Here is a 17,102-nt window from a genome sequence, read left to right as displayed (position 1 = left end):
AATCTTCGGCCATCATGCTGATCCCGCTTCTCAGGACGTACCTGGCCCCGTACAAACGGCCGATCGCAGTACTGATCGCTCTGCAGCTCGTGGCGACCGCAGCGTCGCTGTACCTGCCGAGTCTCAACGCCGACATCATCGACAACGGTGTGACGCGCGGCGACACGAACTACATCCTCACCACCGGCGGTTGGATGCTGCTGGTGTCGCTGGTGCAGATCGTGTGCTCGGTGGCGGCCGTACTCATCGGCGCGAAAGCCGCGATGGGCGCCGGACGCGACCTACGCAAAGCCATTCTGCATCGGGTCGGAACGTTCTCGGCACGTGAAGTCGGGCAATTCGGCGCGCCATCGCTGATCACCCGCAATACCAACGACGTTCAACAAGTTCAGCTTCTGATCGTCATGGGATTCACCATTGTCGTCATGGCGCCGATCATGTGTATCGGCGGTGTCGTGATGGCCCTGCGCGAGGACATCGGACTGTCCTGGATCCTGTTGATCGCGGTACCGGGCCTGGCCATCTCGATGGGGCTCATCGTTGCGAGAATGGTGCCCGGATTCAGGTCCATGCAGGTCCGAATCGACGCGGTCAATCGGGTTCTGCGCGAGCAGATCACCGGCATTCGCGTCGTTCGCGCATTCGTCCGCGAGCGCAACGAGATCGATCGATTCGGCGTCGCGAACGATTCGCTCACCGAGGCAGCGCTGCGCGTCGGCCGCTTGATGGCCTTGATGTTCCCGACGGTCATGATGATCTCCAACGTCACCAGCGTTGCAGTCATCTGGTTCGGCGGCCACGCGATCAACAACGGCACGATGGAAATCGGTGCGCTGACGGCACTTCTCAGCTACATCATGCTCATTCTGATGTCCGTGATGATGGCGTCGTTCATCGCGATGATGGTTCCGCGCGCGTCGGTGTGCGCCGATCGGATCAGTGAGGTGCTCGCAACGGAATCTTCGGTAGTACTCCCGATCGAGCCGCAGCCCTTCCGGGCCGATCCTGGCATCGTCGAACTCAGGAATGCCGAATTTTCCTATCCAGGAGCCGAGTTCCCGGTCCTGTGTGGTGTGAACTTCCGAGCCGAGCCAGGCAAGGTAACTGCGATCATCGGTGGAACCGGCTCCGGAAAGTCGACGCTGATCAATTTGATTCCGCGATTGATCGACGTCACCGCCGGCCAGATTCTCGTCGGAGGCACCGATATTCGCGAGCTCGACATCGACGCACTGCGACAGGAGATCGGGCTCATCCCGCAAAAGCCGTATCTGTTCTCGGGGACCATCGGTTCCAATCTCCGGTACGGCAAGTCCGATGCCACGGACGAAGAACTGTGGGACGCACTCGAGATCGCGCAGGGCGCGGAGTTCGTCCGCAAGATGCCCGAGGGCCTCGAGACCGAGGTCTCGCAAGGCGGCACCACGGTCTCGGGTGGTCAACGGCAGAGGCTCGCGATCGCGCGGGCGCTCGTGCGTCGACCGAGCATCTACCTGTTCGACGACTCGTTCTCCGCCCTCGATCTGACCACCGACTCGAATCTCCGTGCCGCGCTGAAGCCGGTCATGAAGGACGCCTGCATGATCGTTGTAGCCCAACGCGTCTCGACCATCATCGACGCCGACCAGATTCTCGTACTCGACGACGGCAAGCCGGTCGGGCTCGGCACACACAGCGAATTGCTCGCGACCTGCCCGACGTACGCGGAAATCGTCGACTCCCAGCACGCAGTAGCGGCGTCATGACGCGTCCAGGGCCAGGTGCCGCGCCGGCCGCGGGAGTTCCGGGCACGAAGGCGCAGAACTTCAAGCCGTCGTTGAAGAGGCTTCTCGGACTGTTGCGGCCCGAAAGGGCACTGCTGGGAACGATGCTGGTGTTCGCGCTCGCCAGCGTCGTGCTCTCCGTCGCGGCACCGAACATCCTGGGACACGCCACCAACCTCATCTTCAACGGTGTCATCGGAAAGCAGTTGGAGCCGGGACAGTCGAAGCAGGAGGCCGTCGAGCAGCTTCGGGCCGGAGGGCAGGGCACGTTCGCGGATCTGGTGAACGGCATGGACGTCACGCCGGGCGTCGGAATCGATTTCACGGCCGTCGGAAACGTCCTGCTGTTCGTGCTGGCGCTCTACCTCGTCTCCGCGGCGCTTGCATGGGCACAGGGATACATCCTGAACATCGCGTTGCAGCGGACCGTTCGTAACCTCCGCGCGAGCGTGGAACGCAAGGTTCACCGGCTTCCACTGAAGTACTTCGACTCCCACACCCGCGGCGAGTTGCTCAGCCGAGTGACCAACGACGTCGACAACGTCTCGACGAGTCTGCAGCAGACTTTGAGCCAGTTGATCACCGCCGTGCTGACGGTGGTGGGCATTCTCGGCATGATGATCTGGATTTCGCCGTTGCTCGCTCTCGTTGCAGTGCTGACGGTTCCGGCATCGTTCGCGGTGACAGCCGTGATCGCAAAGCGTTCGCAACCGCACTTCGTCAACCAGTGGAAGTACACCGGAAAGCTCAACGGTCAGATCGAAGAGACCTACACCGGCCACGAACTCGTCAAGGCATTCGGGCGTCAGCGGGAAGTGGAACGAGAATTCGGCGAGCGCAACGACAAGCTCTTCGAATCCAGCTTCCGCGCGCAATTCATTTCCGGAATGATCATGCCCGCCATCATGTTTCTCGGCAACGTCAACTACGTGATCATCGCCGTTGTCGGCGGGCTGCGAGTTGCATCCGGCACGCTCAGTCTCGGAGAAGTGCAGGCGTTCATCCAGTACTCGCGTCAGTTCACGCAGCCGCTGACCCAGGTGGGGTCGATGGTCAACCTCGTGCAATCCGGCGTCGCATCGGCCGAGCGCATCTTCGCCCTGCTCGACGCCGACGACGAGGACGCAGATCCGGTCAAGCCTGCAATCCCAGCGACGAACCACGGCCGCGTCGCGTTCGAGAACGTGTCGTTCCGGTACCGCGAGGACCAGCCGCTGATCGAGGACCTTTCGCTGGTCGCAGAACCAGGCCATCTCGTCGCCATCGTCGGTCCGACCGGTGCCGGCAAGACCACCCTGGTCAACCTGATCATGCGGTTCTACGACATCGACTCCGGACGCATCACCGTCGACGGTGTGGAGACGCGGGATATGACGCGCGACGAGCTCCGCGAGCGGACCGGCATGGTTCTGCAGGACACCTGGCTGTTCGGCGGAACCATCCGCGACAACATCGCATACGGGGACCCGAACGCTTCCGAGGAAGAGATTCTCGAAGCCGCACGGGTCAGCTACGTCGACAAGTTCGTCCATTCGCTGCCCGACGGTTACGACACGATCATCGACGAAGAGGGCAACAACGTCAGCGCCGGTGAGAAGCAGCTCATCACGATCGCGCGTGCGTTCTTGTCCAAGCCGCTGATCCTGATCCTCGACGAGGCCACCAGCTCCGTCGACACTCGCACCGAGCTGCTCGTGCAGAAGGCAACGGCTGCTCTGCGCAGCGATCGAACCAGTTTCGTCATCGCCCACAGGCTCTCCACCATCCGCGACGCCGACCTCATCGTCGTCATGGAGGACGGCCACATCGTCGAGCAGGGGGATCACGACTCCCTCGTCGGCGCGGGCGGTGCGTATCACCGGCTGTATTCGTCGCAGTTCAGCTAGCCCCAGTGGCACGCTTAAGTGCCCCAAAGGGCACCTTTTCGTGCCACTGGAGCGAAGCGCCTAAGGTTGGGCCGGTGAGCGCTCCGAACGACCCCTTCTTCAGCATCGACACCAGGCTCGAGGATCGGCTCGGCCGAACCGGGACGATTCATACCCCGCACGGCGACATCGCGACTCCCGCGTTCATTGCCGTCGGAACCAAGGCGACGGTCAAGGCTGTTCTGCCCGAGGCGATGAAGGAACTCGGCGCCCAGGCTGTCCTCGCGAATGCGTATCACCTGTATCTGCAGCCCGGCCCGGACATCGTCGACGAGGCGGGCGGACTGGGTGCGTTCATGAACTGGGACGGCCCGACGTTCACCGACAGCGGCGGCTTCCAGGTCATGTCGCTTGGAGTGGGTTTCAAGAAGGTCATTTCGATGGACGTCACCCGCGTCGAGTCGGACGACGTCATCGCCGCGGGCAAAGAGCGTCTTGCGCACGTCGACGACGACGGCGTCACCTTCAAATCTCACCTCGACGGTTCGAAGCACCGATTCACGCCCGAGGTGTCGATGCAGATCCAGCATCAACTCGGCGCGGACATCATGTTCGCGTTCGACGAGCTGACGACGCTGATGAACACCCGCGGCTACCAGGAATCGTCGGTCGACCGAACGCAGGCGTGGGCTCAGCGTTGCGTCCTCGAGCACGAGCGGCTGACGGCAGAACGCGTCGGGAAGCCGTATCAGGCGTTGTTCGGTGTGGTGCAGGGGGCGCAGTACGAGGACCTTCGACGCAAGGCTGCACACGATCTGGAGACGATCACCGGTGAGACCGGCCGTGGATTCGACGGCTACGGCATCGGCGGGGCACTCGAGAAGCAGAACCTCGGCACGATCACGCGTTGGGTGAACGAGGAACTGCCCGAACACAAACCGCGTCACATGCTCGGTATCAGCGAGCCCGACGATTTCTTCACGGCCATCGAGAACGGAGCCGACACGTTCGACTGTGTCAATCCGTCACGCGTGGCGCGAAACGCAGCGATCTACGTTCCGACGGGCCGGTTCAACATCAACACCGCCAAGCATCGTCGCGACTTCACCCCGATCGACGAGAACTGTGACTGCTACACCTGCGCGAACTACTCGAGGGCGTACATCCATCACCTGTTCAAAGCCAAGGAGATGTTGGCCTCGACGCTGTGCACCATCCACAACGAGCGCTTCACCGTCAAGCTCGTCGACGACATTCGAGCCTCGATCCAGCAGAACAGATTTCACGAGTTCAAGGACGAGTTTCTGGGTCGGTTCTATTCTGCAAAGCAGCGGTAAGGTAGTCCCCGAGTTCTCGCTGAAGATTGTCGTCCAGGGTGCGGGCGAGGGTCGCAGCGACGGAATGTACTGCCAGCGAACGCATCTTCATGAGCATGTCCGCGGTGACGCCGACCTCGTCCTCGCCGGGCAACCACCCGTCACCGTGCTCGTCGACGATGTGCTTCTTCGCGGTCCCGATCATGTCCTTGGCGATGCCGTCGACAGCGGCGTGAATGCGTTCGTGCACGTCGATGAGCTGGCCGATGGTGAAGCCGTACTCGGTCAACGACGAAAAGCCGCGGAGCAGTTCAGGATCGGTGAAGACACAGGACTCGCCCTCGATACGAGCAAGGCCTAGGGCCTGCAGGCGCGTCAATTGATCACTGTCGCCGAGGTATTCGTCGACCAGTGTCAGTGGAATCTCGACCGAATCGTCGCGTGACCATTGCTCGGTGACCGCATTCTGCAACCCGAGTACCTCGGCGAGGTCTTTGCCGTTCTCCCAGCCGACGATGAAATCGCTGATGTGCGACGTCGTGAATCCGCGCTGGAGAAGTATGTCGATCAATCTCAGACGCGCCAGGTGTTTGTCGTCGTAGATCCCGACGCGTCCCCGCTTGTGCGGAGGGGGAAGCAGACCCCGCTCACGGTAAGCGCGAACATTGCGGGTGGTCGTACCGGCGGCATGGGCAAGATCGTCGATCCGATACTCCACCCGTACATTCCTTCCGCCGGCACGACTTCTCTCGCCTACACCGTAGTCCTGCCCGTGTCGCACCGGTTCCAGACATCCGCACAGGTTGCAACGCGCGCGTTGCGCTGGAGGGTGTGCGGTAGCGGGCCTGGGGTGACCGAATGAGTCATTCGGTCACCCCAGGCCGACGTGCGAATTACACCCCGACGGACTCCTGATAGCTGGGCTCACGCTTCTTGATGTACGAGATGACTCGGTAGGTGATGGGCATGACGAGGATTTCGACCAGCGTCTTCCAGATGAACCCGACGATGACGTAGTTGATGAAGTCTTCCCACGTCGATATGCCGATGACTCCGGCGGCGATGGAGCAGAAGATCAGCGTGTCGAAGAATTCACCGACGATGGTCGAGCCGATCAGTCGCGCCCAGAGGTGCTTCTCCTTGGTTCGCTCCTTGATGGCGACCAACACGAGCGAGTTGAGCATCTGCCCGACGAAGTACCCAGCGAGACCAGCAATAACCAGGCGCGGAACAACCCCGACGACGGTCTCGAGAGATTCCTGGTTCTCGTAGAAGCTGGCCGATGGCAGTTCGATGGTGATCCAGAAGCACACTGCCGCGAGGATGATCGAGCCGAAGCCGAGATAGATCGCGCGTCGCGTCGCCTTGAAGCCGTACACCTCGCTCAGGACGTCGCCGAGGATGTAGGCAAGGGGGAAGAGGAAGAATGCGCCGTCGGTGTTGATCGGCAAGACCTGGAACGGGCCGAGGAACAGGTCGCTGTCACCGAAGAACGCAACGCCCTTACTGGCGGTCACGTTGGAGATGATCAGCGTCGCCGCGAACAGGGCCACGATGGTGGGATAGTAGCCACGGCTGACGTGCGCGAACTGCGCCACGGCACCGGGTTTTTCGTCGTCATTCTGAGCTGTCACGTGGTTTATCCAAACACGGGGAATCCCCAGGTCCGAATCGGTCCTGCAAGGAACGCGGCGCTGGTGTCCGTTATGTCTCGAAGACCCAGGGTGTGCGCGGTAATGAAATGGGGTCCCAGCGCGCGAGCAGGTCGTCAGGAGTGACAGGTTCGCCTTCTCGTGCCAGCTCCAACGATCGCGCGAGTATCCCGAGCACGTCGAGAGGCCCGAGACCCATGGCAGCCTGGTCTTCCAGCGTCACAGCCCCGTCGCGTTTGGCCAATCTTTTGCCTTGGGAGTTGAGCGCGAGGGGCACGTGTGCGTAGGTGGGCGTTGGTAATTCGAGCAACGACGCGAGATATGCCTGACGTGGGGACGAGGTGAGCAGGTCGTCGCCACGCACGACCTGATCTATGCCCTGCGCACCGTCGTCGACGACCACCGCGAGGTTGTAGGCGGGCACGCCGTCGACCCGCCGGAGGACGAAATCGTCGACCTGGCCGTGAAATCTGCCGAGTACGTCGTCGTCGATCGAGAATTCGGTCACTTCGGCGCGCAGCCTCAGCGCGGGAGGTCGTGCTTTTCCAGCGCGTTCGGCGGCCGTCAGGTTCCGGCAGGTGCCGGGGTAAGCGCCGTCAGGGGCGTGTGGCGCAGACGCGGCCTCCAGAATTTCCCGACGCGTGCAGAAGCACTCGTAGGTCAGTGACGCTGCGGTGAGGCGGGCGATGGCGTCGTCGTACAGTGCTGTTCGCTCGGACTGGCGGACGACGGGGCCGTCCCAGTCGAGGCCGATGGCACTCAGGTCGGCAAGCTGCCTGGCCTCCGCGCCCGCTCGAACCCGGTCGAGGTCTTCCACGCGCATCAGGAATTGTCGGCCGGTCGATCGGGCGAACAGCCAGGCGAGCAGGGCAGTCCGCAGATTTCCGAGGTGGAGGTCGCCGGATGGGCTCGGGGCGAATCTGCCGGCCCCACGTGTACGAAAATCCATAGTGGGCTATGTATTTTCGTTCACGGGGCGGTGACCTACATGGCCGAGCAGGGCTTCGCGCTGATCTGTCGCGGACGTTCGGATGGCGTCGACGACATGCGCCACCTCCGGGCGTCGCAGCGTCTCCGCCCGTGAGACCAGCCAGTAGTCCAGACGGACGGAGACCTCGTCGGGCAGCACCCGGACGAGGTCGTCGTGACGATCAGCCATGAAGCAGGGGAGCAGTCCCACTCCTGCGGCTGCGCGAGTGGCTTCGACGTGCACGAACACGTTGGTGGACGTTACCGACTCGCGCATGGATGGCGCGAACCCTGGCGCGATGTCGAGATCGTCGACCTGAAGCATCGAATCGATGAAGTAGATCAACGGATAGTTCTGCAGATCCTCGATATCTGCAGGCCGGCCATTGGCGCGTAGATACTCGCGCGAGGCATAGAGACCCAGGTGGTAGTCGCCGAGTTTGATGGCCTCGGCCCTGTGCACCTGTGGCTCGCCGACGACGATCTCGACGTCCATGCCCGATCTCTGCTGTGATGCGCGCCTGGTCGTTGCGACTATCTCCACCGAAATACCCGGATGTCGACGCCTGACCTGGGCGACGGCGGGTGCGACGACGTACGCACTGAATCCGTCGGTCGCCGAGACGCGGACGACACCTTCGGCCTGGTCGCTCGGCCCGATGAGCGAGCGGACTGCGGCGTCGATGCTCTCGGCTGCGGCCAGCGCGTCCTTGCCGCGTGAGGTCAGTTCCCACCCGGTGCCCGACTTCGCCAGCACGCGACCGCCGAGGCTTGCTTCCAACGCGGCGATACGCCTCGAAATCGTGGTGTGGTTGACGCCCAAGTCGTCGGCAGCGGTGTTGTACCTGCCGGTGCGGCCGACCGCGAGGAGGATCAGGAGATCGTCGGCGCTGGGCAACCGTCCGTGATCGGGATGACCGAGGGGCACATCTGCATTCTTGCAGATTGCACATGCGTTGTTGGGCATTGCGGGCGCGGGCGATCTGCATCGATACTCAGCGATACCAAGATGGTGTGGTTCTCGTCACAAGCGGGACTCTCCGTCTGCCCGATCACATGAGGAGCATTATGAGCGTGGACGAACGCACACAGCCGGGAGGTCCGGACCCGGACGCGACTCCGACCGGATTGAAGAAGGTCGTCGGTGCGTCGATGGCAGGCACCATCGTCGAGTGGTACGAGTTCTTCCTCTACGGGACCGCAGCCACGCTGGTGTTCTCCAAGATCTTCTTCGCTGCGGGAACCAGCGAACTCGACGCCATCCTCGCCGCGTTCGTGACCTACGCGGTCGGCTTCGTCGCGCGGCCGCTCGGCGGCATCGTGTTCGGGCACTACGGCGACAAGTACGGCCGAAAGAAGTTGCTGCAGTTCAGCCTCGTCCTCGTCGGCGGCGCGACTTTCCTGATGGGCTGTCTGCCGACGTTCGACCAGATCGGGTATTGGGCGCCCGCTCTGCTTGTTGCCCTCCGATTCATCCAGGGCTTCGCGGTCGGTGGCGAATGGGGAGGCGCGGTTCTCCTTGTCGCAGAACATAGTCCGAACAAGAGCCGCGGATTCTGGGCCAGCTGGCCGCAGGCCGGTGTGCCCGCCGGAAACCTCCTGGCTACCGTCGCGCTGCTCGTTCTCACCACCACCCTGTCCGACGAGGCTTTCCTCAGCTGGGGCTGGCGCGTCGCCTTCTGGCTCTCCGCGGTCATCGTCTTCGTCGGTTACTACATCCGCACCAAGGTGTCCGATGCTCCGATCTTCCTCGAGGCGCACAAGCAAGCCGAGGTCATCAAGGCGGCGTCGTACGGCGTCTTCGAGGTCGTCAAGCGTTATCCCCGTGGCGTTTTCACAGCTATGGGCCTGCGTTTCGGTGAGAACGTCATGTACTACCTCGTCGTCACGTTCACCATCACCTACCTCAAGGTCGAGGTCGGTACCGACACCTCGACCATCCTGTGGTGGATGCTTGTGGCGCACGCCGTGCACTTCTGCGTGATTCCACTGGTGGGCAAGCTCGCCGATCGGGTCGGCCGACGTCCGGTCTACTTCTTCGGTGCCGTGACGGCAGGTACGTGGGGATTCTTCGCGTACCCGATGTTCAACAGCGGACACAACGCTGTGATCATGCTCGCCATCATCATCGGTCTGGTGTTCCACGCGTTCATGTATGCGACGCAGCCGGCGATCATGGCCGAGATGTTCCCGACGCGTATGCGCTACTCCGGTGTGTCCCTCGGGTATCAGGTCACGTCGATCGTTGCGGGTTCGCTGGCGCCGATCATCGCGGTCTGGCTGCTGAACCGCTTCGATTCGGCGATCCCGATCGCGTGGTACCTGGCTGCGTCGTGCGCGATCACATTGGTTGCCGTCATCGCCGCTCGTGAAACCAAGGGCCTGGCATTGGAATCCATCGACATCGCCGACGCGAAGAACCTCGCTACCGAGGCAGAGTTGTTGAAGGCAGGCCTGCTCGATCAGGATGTGAAGCGATGACCGATCTGTCCGGACGGTCCGCGCTGGTCACCGGCGGAGCTTCGGGGATCGGGGCCGCATGCGCTCGTGAACTGGCCTCGCGCGGAGCGAAGGTCACCATCGCCGACGTCGACGAGGTGGCCGCCAAAGAATTGGCGTCCGAACTGCACGGTGAGGCGTGGGCAGTCGATCTCCTGGACGTGGCGGGGTTGGAGAGGTTGGACCTCGATACCGACATCCTTGTCAACAACGCTGGGATTCAAACTGTTTCGGCGATTGTGGATTTCGACCCGGCGGCGTTCCGTCGTATTCAGACGCTGATGGTCGAAGCGCCCTTTCTTCTGATCCGAGCAGCGTTGCCTGGTATGTACGCTCGCGGATTCGGCAGGATTCTGAATATCTCGTCGGTGCACGGACTGCGTGCCTCCGAGTACAAGGTGGCCTACGTGACCGCCAAGCATGCCCTCGAAGGCCTGTCCAAGGTGACAGCCCTGGAAAGTGGTGCCCACGGCGTCACCAGCAACTGCGTCAATCCGGGCTACGTCCGAACACCGTTGGTGGAGAAGCAGATCAAAGATCAGGCCGCCGCACACGGGATCGACGAAGACCAGGTTCTCGAGCAGGTCATGCTGACCGAGAGTGCCATCAAGCGGCTGGTCGAGCCGGCCGAAGTCGGCTCGCTCGTCGGGTGGCTGGCGTCGGCGGATGCAGGCATGGTCACGGGCGCGTCGTACACGATGGACGGTGGTTGGTCGGCGCGGTGAGTGCGCCCCGGCCCGTGCGTGCGTAGTGACACTGCGATGTCACTACGCACGCACGAGCTGGTCAAGGATCGTGAGTGAATAAGTACTGCGGGCGGTAATTACGCACGCACGGGCGGCGAAGCCGCATCCCGGCCCAACTGCGCCAACACCTTCGTCTGCCGATCGGAATCCTCCGGGACCTCGACGGCCGGGCCGCACACGCCCTCCATTCGGATGTTGTCGCCCATCTGCGCGATGAAGGCTTCGACGAAATCGAGGTCCTGGCCGTCGATGACGCTGTCGACCCCGGCCGGATGGGCGACGTCCCAGGCATGAACGATCAGGTCCAGGCTGTAGAACGACCCGATCGACGACGCCAGATCGGTTCGTCCGAAATGCCCGTCGTACTCCAGGTTCGCGCGAGCCGGGTCGTCGAGAATCTCCTGCATCGCATCGCGTGTGTGCGCCCACGCAGCGGCGGGATCGTCGTCGACGGTCGGCCCGTCGGGAATCGACAGTCCAACCGGCTTCAACGCGCCCTTCTCGGTGTCGATGATGTGGCGCACGACGTCGCGGACGCTCCAGCCGTCACATGTCGATGGAATATCCCATTTCTCGGACGGCACCGCGTCGATACGCGTGGTGAGACCGGATGCAAGCCTGCGGTAACGATCAGCGGTTGTTTCGGAGTTGGTCATGGACGCAAATTCTGCAGTACCGGCGTCCTGAAGGGGATCGAATATTTCGGACTCGTCGACGGCGAGACGTCGCCCTGCCCGAAAACTAACAAAGCCCCTGTGAACGAGTCACAGGGGCTTCGTGGCGGAGGATAGGGGATTTGAACCCCTGAGGGCGTTAACCCAACCCGCGTTCCAGGCGAGCGCCATAGGCCACTAGGCGAATCCTCCGTGGGGAAGCATACCGGGTTACCCCCTCCATCTCCCAAACGGGGCACGGCTCGGGGCCGCTCGCGCATCGCAGCCGTCGGTACGGCTACACTCTCCAATGGATCCCGCGCGGCGCGCATCCTGTGAACTCCCCCAGGGCCGGAAGGCAGCAAGGGTCAACGGGCTCTGCCGGGTGCGCGGGGTCCCCTTTACTTTCAGGGGAAACTACAGTCACCGAGAGGCCGCTCCACATGCCAGCGCAAACCCAGTTGGGGTTGATGAACCATGAGGAGCTCGCCTCAGAGCACGAGCGCCAGAGCGCCAAGTACGAGCAGCTGAAAGCCGAGAAGCTCACCCTCGACCTCACCCGTGGCAAGCCGTCGCCCGAGCAGCTCGATCTTGCTGCCGACCTGCTGACGCTGCCCGGCGAGGATTTCCGCGACGGCAACGGCACCGACTGCCGCAACTACGGTGGGCTTGCGGGTCTGCCGGAGCTGCGCGCAATTTTCGGCGAAATTCTGAACATCCCGGTGAAGAACTTGCTCGCCGGCAACAACGCCAGCCTCGAGATCATGCAGGATCTCGTCGTGTGGGCCCTACTGCACGGCCTGCCCGACTCGCCCCGCACGTGGTCCGCAGAGCCGAACATTCGATTCCTGTGCCCGGCCCCCGGATACGACCGTCATTTCGCGATCACGGAGAGCTTCGGGATCGACATGGTCTCGATTCCCATGCTGCCCGACGGCCCGGACATCAACGAGATCACTCGGTTGGTGGCCGCGGACCCGCAGATCAAAGGCATGTGGGTAGTCCCGAACTACGCAAACCCGACTGGCGCTGTGTATTCGGAGGAGATCGTTCGCGCATTGGCGTCCATGCCGACCGCTGCACCTGACTTCCGCCTCTTCTGGGACAACGCCTATGCGGTGCATCCGCTGACCGACGAGTTCGCCCCGTCGTACGACGTGTTGGGTTGGGCTGCGGAGGCAGGCAACGCCAACCGGCCGTTCGTGTTCGCGTCGACGTCGAAGATCACCTTTGCGGGAGCGGGCGTCAGCTTCTTCGGGAGCTCGGACGACAACCTCGCCTGGTATCAAAAGCACCTCGGCAAGAAGAGCATCGGGCCCGACAAGCTCAATCAGCTTCGCCACCTGCGGTTCTTCGGCGATGCCGACGGCGTCAGAGCTCACATGGCCAAGCATCGTGAGCTCCTGGCACCCAAGTTCGCGCTGGTTCAGCAGATCCTCGACGACCGACTCGGTGCTTCGAAGATCGCATCGTGGACCGAGCCGAAGGGCGGATACTTCATCTCGCTCGACGTGCTGGAGGGCACTGCCGCCAGGTCTATCGCGCTGGCCAAGGACGCGGGAATCGCTTTGACGGCCGCAGGTTCGGCCTTCCCGTACAAGAACGACCCCGAGGACCGCAACATCCGGTTGGCCCCGAGCTTCCCGTCGCTCGGCGAGCTCGAGAAGTCCATGGACGGCGTCGCGACCTGTGTGCTCCTGGCCGCGACCGAAAAACTGCTCGAACGCTAGCAATCACCAGTGGCGTGGTTGGGTGCCCGGGGAGGCACTCAACCACGCCACTGGCGCGTCGCGCTTAACACGCCACTGGCGTGTCTGGCCTAGTGGCCGACGACTACTGCACCTTCGGGAGCCTCGGGCAGTAGACCCGGTCGCATGAGGAAGGCCGAGATGACTGCGCCGAGAGCGAAGATGCCCGTCGCCCACCAGAAGGTCGTCGTGTAGCTGGCGATTTCGGCGTTGACCTGCAGGACAGCCGCGCTCGACGCGGTGGCCATGTTGTCGGTGACGTACGACGTCGCCGCGCTGGCCGCGACGGTGCTGAGGAGCGCCGTTCCGATGGATCCACCGACTTGCTGCATGGTGTTGACCGTGGCCGAGGCGACACCGGAATCATCAGGATCGACTCCCGAGATTGCGCCCTGCATTGCCGGGGCCATGGTGGCGCCGAGTCCGAGGCCCATGACGACGAGTCCCGGCAGGATGTGCAGTGCGTAGGTGCTGTCTGCTGTGATCTGCGTCAGGAGGCCCATGCCGATGGCGGCGACGATCAGCCCGGTTGTCATCAGCACGCGAGGCCCGAAGCGAGGCAGAATGACTGCCGTCGAGACGGTGGCGGTGAGGATGAGACCCGCGATCATCGGCATGAACGCGAAGCCGGTGGTGATCGGGGTGTAGCCCAGTGTGCTCTGTAGGTAGTAGGTCAGGAACAGGAACACGGCGAACATGCCTGCGCCCGTGATGAACACTGCGATGAAGGACCCTGCGCGGGTGCGATCGAGAATGATGCGCAGCGGCAGCAACGGATGTGCGACGCGCTTCTGCAGGGCAACGAAAACGCCCAACAAGGCGGCGCCGACGATCAGGAACGCCAGGGTCACGGTGTTGGCCCAGCCATCGGATTCTGCGTGGGCGAATCCGTAGACGATCGAGAACAGCGCAGCCGACACGGTGACCGTTCCCGGGATGTCGAGCTTCGGCCGTGTGGTGACATTGTGCTTGGCGAGGAGGATGAACCCGGCGACGAAGGCGATGCCTGCGAAGATCAGGTTGACGTAGAGGGCCCAACGCCACGTGGCCCACTCGGTGAGAACGCCGCCGAGAAGCAAGCCGAGTGCGCCGCCGCCGCCTGCGATGGCACCGAAGATGCCGAATGCCTTGGCACGTTCCTTCGGATCGGTGAACGTGGTGGCGAGCAGCGACAGAGCTGCAGGCGCCAGTAGAGCTCCGAAGACGCCCTGGCCGGCGCGAGCTGCGACGAGCATGCCGAAGTTGATGGCCGCGCCGCCGACGGCGGACATCACCGCGAAGCCGACGAGCCCGATGAGGAACGTGTTGCGACGTCCGAACAGATCGCTGAGCCTGCCGCCGAGCAGCAGGAGGCTACCGAAGGCGAGTGCGTACGCGGTGACGATCCAGGATCGGTTGCTGTTGTCGAAGCCGAGATCGAGCTGAGCTGCGGGCAGAGCGATGTTGACGATGGTCGCATCGAGCACGACCATCAGCTGGGCCAATCCGAGCGTTGCGAGAATCAGCCAACGGGTGCGGTGCGACTTGGCCTCGGCGGTTTCCTCCGAGGCCAGTGACGTCGATGTCTCGACGTCATCCGGAGACAGTGCGGTCATGTTCGTCCTCTGATCGGTATCCGGAGGTGTATCCTCCGGTTATAGAACGAAGGTAGCAGCTAAGTGGAGGTATGTCCTCCGCTTATCGGGTGAAACGGACATCGAATGAGTGTGAGAGCCGACACAGCGGCGCAGAAGTCCAGCAATTGCGGCCCTGGTAAACCTCTGCGCGCAGATGCCGAACGCAATCGCCGACGCATCGTCGATGCTGCTCGAGAGCTGTTCGCGTCGCGCGGAATCGACATCACGCTCGACGACGTCGCCGCCCACGCCAAGGTTGGCGTAGGCACCGTCTACCGGCGGTTCTCGTGCAAGGAAGAGCTCATCGACGGCGTGTTCGAGCAGCGAATGCAGGACGTGCTCGCCAACGCCGAAGAGGCGTTGGAAGTCGAGGATCCGTGGGACGGGTTCGTGATGTTCATGACGAGTGTCTTCGAGGGGATCTCCGCTGACAAAGGCCTGGGCGAGGTCGTTCTCGGCACCGACGAGGGGTGCAACGGGATCGCACAGATGCGGGAACGAATCGACCCGTTCGTCGCCAAGATCGTGCTGCGCGCACGCGAATCCGGCCAGCTGAGGCCTGATGTCGAAGTGAACGACTTCTTCCCGCTGATCGGCATGGTCGGAGCTGCCGCCGACTTCATGAGTGCAGTCGAACCGTCGAACTGGAAGCGTTACTTCGCGATCGTGCTCGACGGCTTACGTGTTCAGCCCAACTCCGTCGATGTGCTCCCCGGTCGGGCGCTGACCACGGACGAGATCGTAACCGCCAAGGCAGAAATGCATCGCCGCCGACGCTGATCGGCACGCGCGGTTTCTGCTCGATCAGGCGACCGCCCGTCGCGGGCTGGGGTGTTCGCGCCGACGACTGTCGACACCCGCGCTTCCGTGATGTGGCCCTGATCACGTATGTTCCTTCACGAGTGTTATTACCGCCGAGTACGACGCGGTCACAGTGAGAACTTCCGGGGGTCTACAGCATGCGAGTGTCACGGGTATTGGGAACTGCGATCGGTGCCGCGTTGGTGGCAGCGACGGTGATGACGCCGTTGGCGTCGGCGCAGCCGCCATCCGGATCGTCGACGGGTTCCACTGGCGAATCGGATTTCTACAATCCGCCCAGTCCGCTGCCTGCGGGTTCGCCGGGTGACGTCATCCGAACCGAACCGTCGCCCCTCGCGCTCTCCGTACCCGGTATCGGAGGGCAGCTCCCCGGCGTGGCGACTCGAATCATGTACCGCAGCACCGACTCCAACGATGCGCCCAATGCCGTCACCGGAACGTACATCGATCCCGCAGCCGAGTGGACAGGCCCAGGCCCGCGCCCTCTCGTCGTACTGGCGCCGGGAACTCAGGGCCAGGGTGACCAGTGCGCGCCGTCGAGAATGCTCAACCGTCTCATCACCTACACGCCACCGCTCGGCGCGATGGTCGAGTACGAGGTCCTGGCCGCGTATTCGCTACTGTCGCAAGGCTATGGCGTCGTGATCACCGACTACGAGGGCCTCGGAACGCCGGGCGCCCACACCTACGTCAACCGCGCCTCCGAAGCCCATGCAGTGCTCGACGCGGCTCGCGCCGCCCAGCGTCTGCAGGGCACGAAGATCACCGCCGACGGACCCGTCGGAACCTACGGTTACTCCCAGGGCGGCGGCGCCACCGCTGCGGCAGCTGAGTTGGCGGGTGAGTACGCCCCCGAACTGGACCTCGTGGGCACGTACGCAGGCGCGCCGCCTGCCGACCTGAAACAGACCCTCGATCAGGTCGACGGCACAATCCTCACCGGAGTCGTCGGGTACACGCTGAACGGTCTGCTCAACTCCGATCCGGATCTTCAGCAACTCCTCGACGAGAACATCAACGACGCTGGACGGGCGATGTTGAATCAGGTCGCGAATCAGTGTGTCGGCGAGACGATTCTGACCGTCGGTCTGCACAACACACGGGAGTACACCAATACGGGTGAGCCGATGTCGATCGTGCTGGACCGGTTGCCGAAGGCTCAGGAGATACTGGCCAAGAACAAGATCGGTGAACGCACGCCCACCGCACCTGTGCTGATTCAGTCGGGTACCTCCGACGACATCGTTCCGCACGGTCAGGCCGTAGGGCTAGCTGCCGATTGGTGCGACAAAGGTGCAACAGTCCAACTGAGCGCAGCTCAGGTGCCGGCCATCGTCCCGGGTTCTGGTGCAGGGCACCTCATCCCGGACATCCTTGGACTCGGTGAGGCCCAGAACTGGATGAAAGACCGTTTCTACGGAGTGCCGGCACCGACCAACTGCTGACCGAGAAC

The 17,102-nt window shown here is 62.9% G+C and carries 14 protein-coding genes, 1 tRNA gene and 1 other RNA gene; 9 read left to right on the top strand and 7 right to left on the bottom strand.

The features are described 5' to 3' along the window. Positions 1-14: 14 nt before the first annotated feature. The 3 genes from D8W71_RS01140 (at position 15) to tgt (ending at position 4,965) form a co-directional block, all read left to right on the top strand. Positions 15-1,745 carry an ABC transporter ATP-binding protein gene (locus D8W71_RS01140; protein ID WP_121110244.1) on the top strand — a complete coding sequence of 577 codons (1,731 nt, stop codon included), beginning with the start codon at positions 15-17 and terminating at the stop codon, positions 1,743-1,745. Further along, entirely contained in the window at positions 1,742-3,649 is a 1,908-nt protein-coding gene (locus tag D8W71_RS01135; protein ID WP_121110242.1) for an ABC transporter ATP-binding protein, read from the top strand. The genes D8W71_RS01140 and D8W71_RS01135 overlap by 4 nt, the downstream gene beginning before the upstream one ends. 74 nt (positions 3,650-3,723) lie before the next feature. Continuing rightward, on the top strand, positions 3,724-4,965 hold the full coding sequence (tgt, locus tag D8W71_RS01130; RefSeq protein ID WP_121110240.1) for a tRNA guanosine(34) transglycosylase Tgt: 1,242 nt from the start codon (positions 3,724-3,726) through the stop codon (positions 4,963-4,965). On the opposite strand, the gene D8W71_RS01125 is transcribed toward tgt, so the two are convergent. The 4 genes from D8W71_RS01125 to D8W71_RS01110 form a co-directional block, all read right to left on the bottom strand. Beyond that, complete coding sequence (locus tag D8W71_RS01125) at positions 4,919-5,662, bottom strand: MerR family transcriptional regulator (protein WP_121110238.1); 744 nt, start codon at positions 5,660-5,662, stop codon at positions 4,919-4,921. The genes tgt and D8W71_RS01125 overlap by 47 nt on opposite strands. Positions 5,663-5,837: 175 nt before the next feature. After that, positions 5,838-6,587: a queuosine precursor transporter gene (locus D8W71_RS01120; RefSeq protein ID WP_442972035.1), complete on the bottom strand. Its 750-nt coding sequence runs from the start codon at positions 6,585-6,587 to the stop codon at positions 5,838-5,840. Between the two features lie 61 nt (positions 6,588-6,648). After that, complete coding sequence (gene gluQRS, locus D8W71_RS01115) at positions 6,649-7,545, bottom strand: tRNA glutamyl-Q(34) synthetase GluQRS (RefSeq protein WP_121110234.1); 897 nt, start codon at positions 7,543-7,545, stop codon at positions 6,649-6,651. 6 nt (positions 7,546-7,551) lie between these two features. After that, entirely contained in the window at positions 7,552-8,532 is a 981-nt protein-coding gene (locus tag D8W71_RS01110) for a LysR family transcriptional regulator (RefSeq protein ID WP_121110232.1), read from the bottom strand. A gap of 101 nt (positions 8,533-8,633) precedes the next feature. Here D8W71_RS01110 and D8W71_RS01105 point away from each other — a divergent pair, with 101 nt between their 5' ends. Both D8W71_RS01105 and D8W71_RS01100 read left to right on the top strand, forming a co-directional pair. Then, positions 8,634-10,046, top strand: a complete 1,413-nt coding sequence (locus tag D8W71_RS01105; protein ID WP_121110230.1) for an MFS transporter — start codon at positions 8,634-8,636, stop codon at positions 10,044-10,046. Continuing rightward, positions 10,043-10,789, top strand: coding sequence for a 3-hydroxybutyrate dehydrogenase (locus D8W71_RS01100; protein WP_121110228.1), 747 nt, complete (start codon positions 10,043-10,045; stop codon positions 10,787-10,789). Before D8W71_RS01105 ends, D8W71_RS01100 begins: the two co-directional genes overlap by 4 nt. A 98-nt stretch (positions 10,790-10,887) precedes the next feature. On the opposite strand, the gene D8W71_RS01095 is transcribed toward D8W71_RS01100, so the two are convergent. Together D8W71_RS01095 and D8W71_RS01090 are read right to left on the bottom strand one after the other, a co-directional pair. Next, the gene (locus D8W71_RS01095; protein WP_121110226.1) at positions 10,888-11,466 is read right to left on the bottom strand and encodes a TIGR03086 family metal-binding protein; all 579 of its coding nucleotides are present in this window, start codon (positions 11,464-11,466) and stop codon (positions 10,888-10,890) included. 122 nt (positions 11,467-11,588) lie between these two features. Next, a tRNA-Ser gene (locus D8W71_RS01090) sits at positions 11,589-11,676 on the bottom strand. Between the two features lie 96 nt (positions 11,677-11,772). Here D8W71_RS01090 and ffs point away from each other — a divergent pair. Together ffs and D8W71_RS01080 are read left to right on the top strand one after the other, a co-directional pair. Continuing rightward, positions 11,773-11,867, top strand: an RNA gene (gene ffs / locus D8W71_RS01085) — signal recognition particle sRNA small type. A 39-nt stretch (positions 11,868-11,906) separates the two neighbouring features. After that, positions 11,907-13,193: an aminotransferase class I/II-fold pyridoxal phosphate-dependent enzyme gene (locus D8W71_RS01080; protein ID WP_121110224.1), complete on the top strand. Its 1,287-nt coding sequence runs from the start codon at positions 11,907-11,909 to the stop codon at positions 13,191-13,193. 89 nt (positions 13,194-13,282) lie between these two features. Here the strand turns inward: D8W71_RS01080 and D8W71_RS01075 are convergent, their stop codons facing one another. Beyond that, positions 13,283-14,806: a DHA2 family efflux MFS transporter permease subunit gene (locus D8W71_RS01075; RefSeq protein WP_121110222.1), complete on the bottom strand. Its 1,524-nt coding sequence runs from the start codon at positions 14,804-14,806 to the stop codon at positions 13,283-13,285. A gap of 105 nt (positions 14,807-14,911) precedes the next feature. On the opposite strand from D8W71_RS01075, the gene D8W71_RS01070 reads away from it, so the two are divergent. Then, the gene (locus D8W71_RS01070; protein ID WP_121110219.1) at positions 14,912-15,607 is read left to right on the top strand and encodes a TetR/AcrR family transcriptional regulator; all 696 of its coding nucleotides are present in this window, start codon (positions 14,912-14,914) and stop codon (positions 15,605-15,607) included. A 179-nt stretch (positions 15,608-15,786) separates the two neighbouring features. Further along, positions 15,787-17,094 (top strand): lipase family protein, encoded by a 1,308-nt coding sequence (locus tag D8W71_RS01065; protein ID WP_236077659.1) that lies wholly within the window; start codon positions 15,787-15,789, stop codon positions 17,092-17,094. The last annotated feature ends 8 nt before the right edge of the window (positions 17,095-17,102 follow it).

Origin of the sequence: Rhodococcus sp. P1Y (genome assembly GCF_003641205.1) — a bacterium.
GTDB lineage: Bacteria > Actinomycetota > Actinomycetes > Mycobacteriales > Mycobacteriaceae > Rhodococcoides.
The sequence above is the reverse complement of the archived record's forward strand: the minus strand, read 5'-3'. Positions and strand labels throughout refer to the sequence as shown.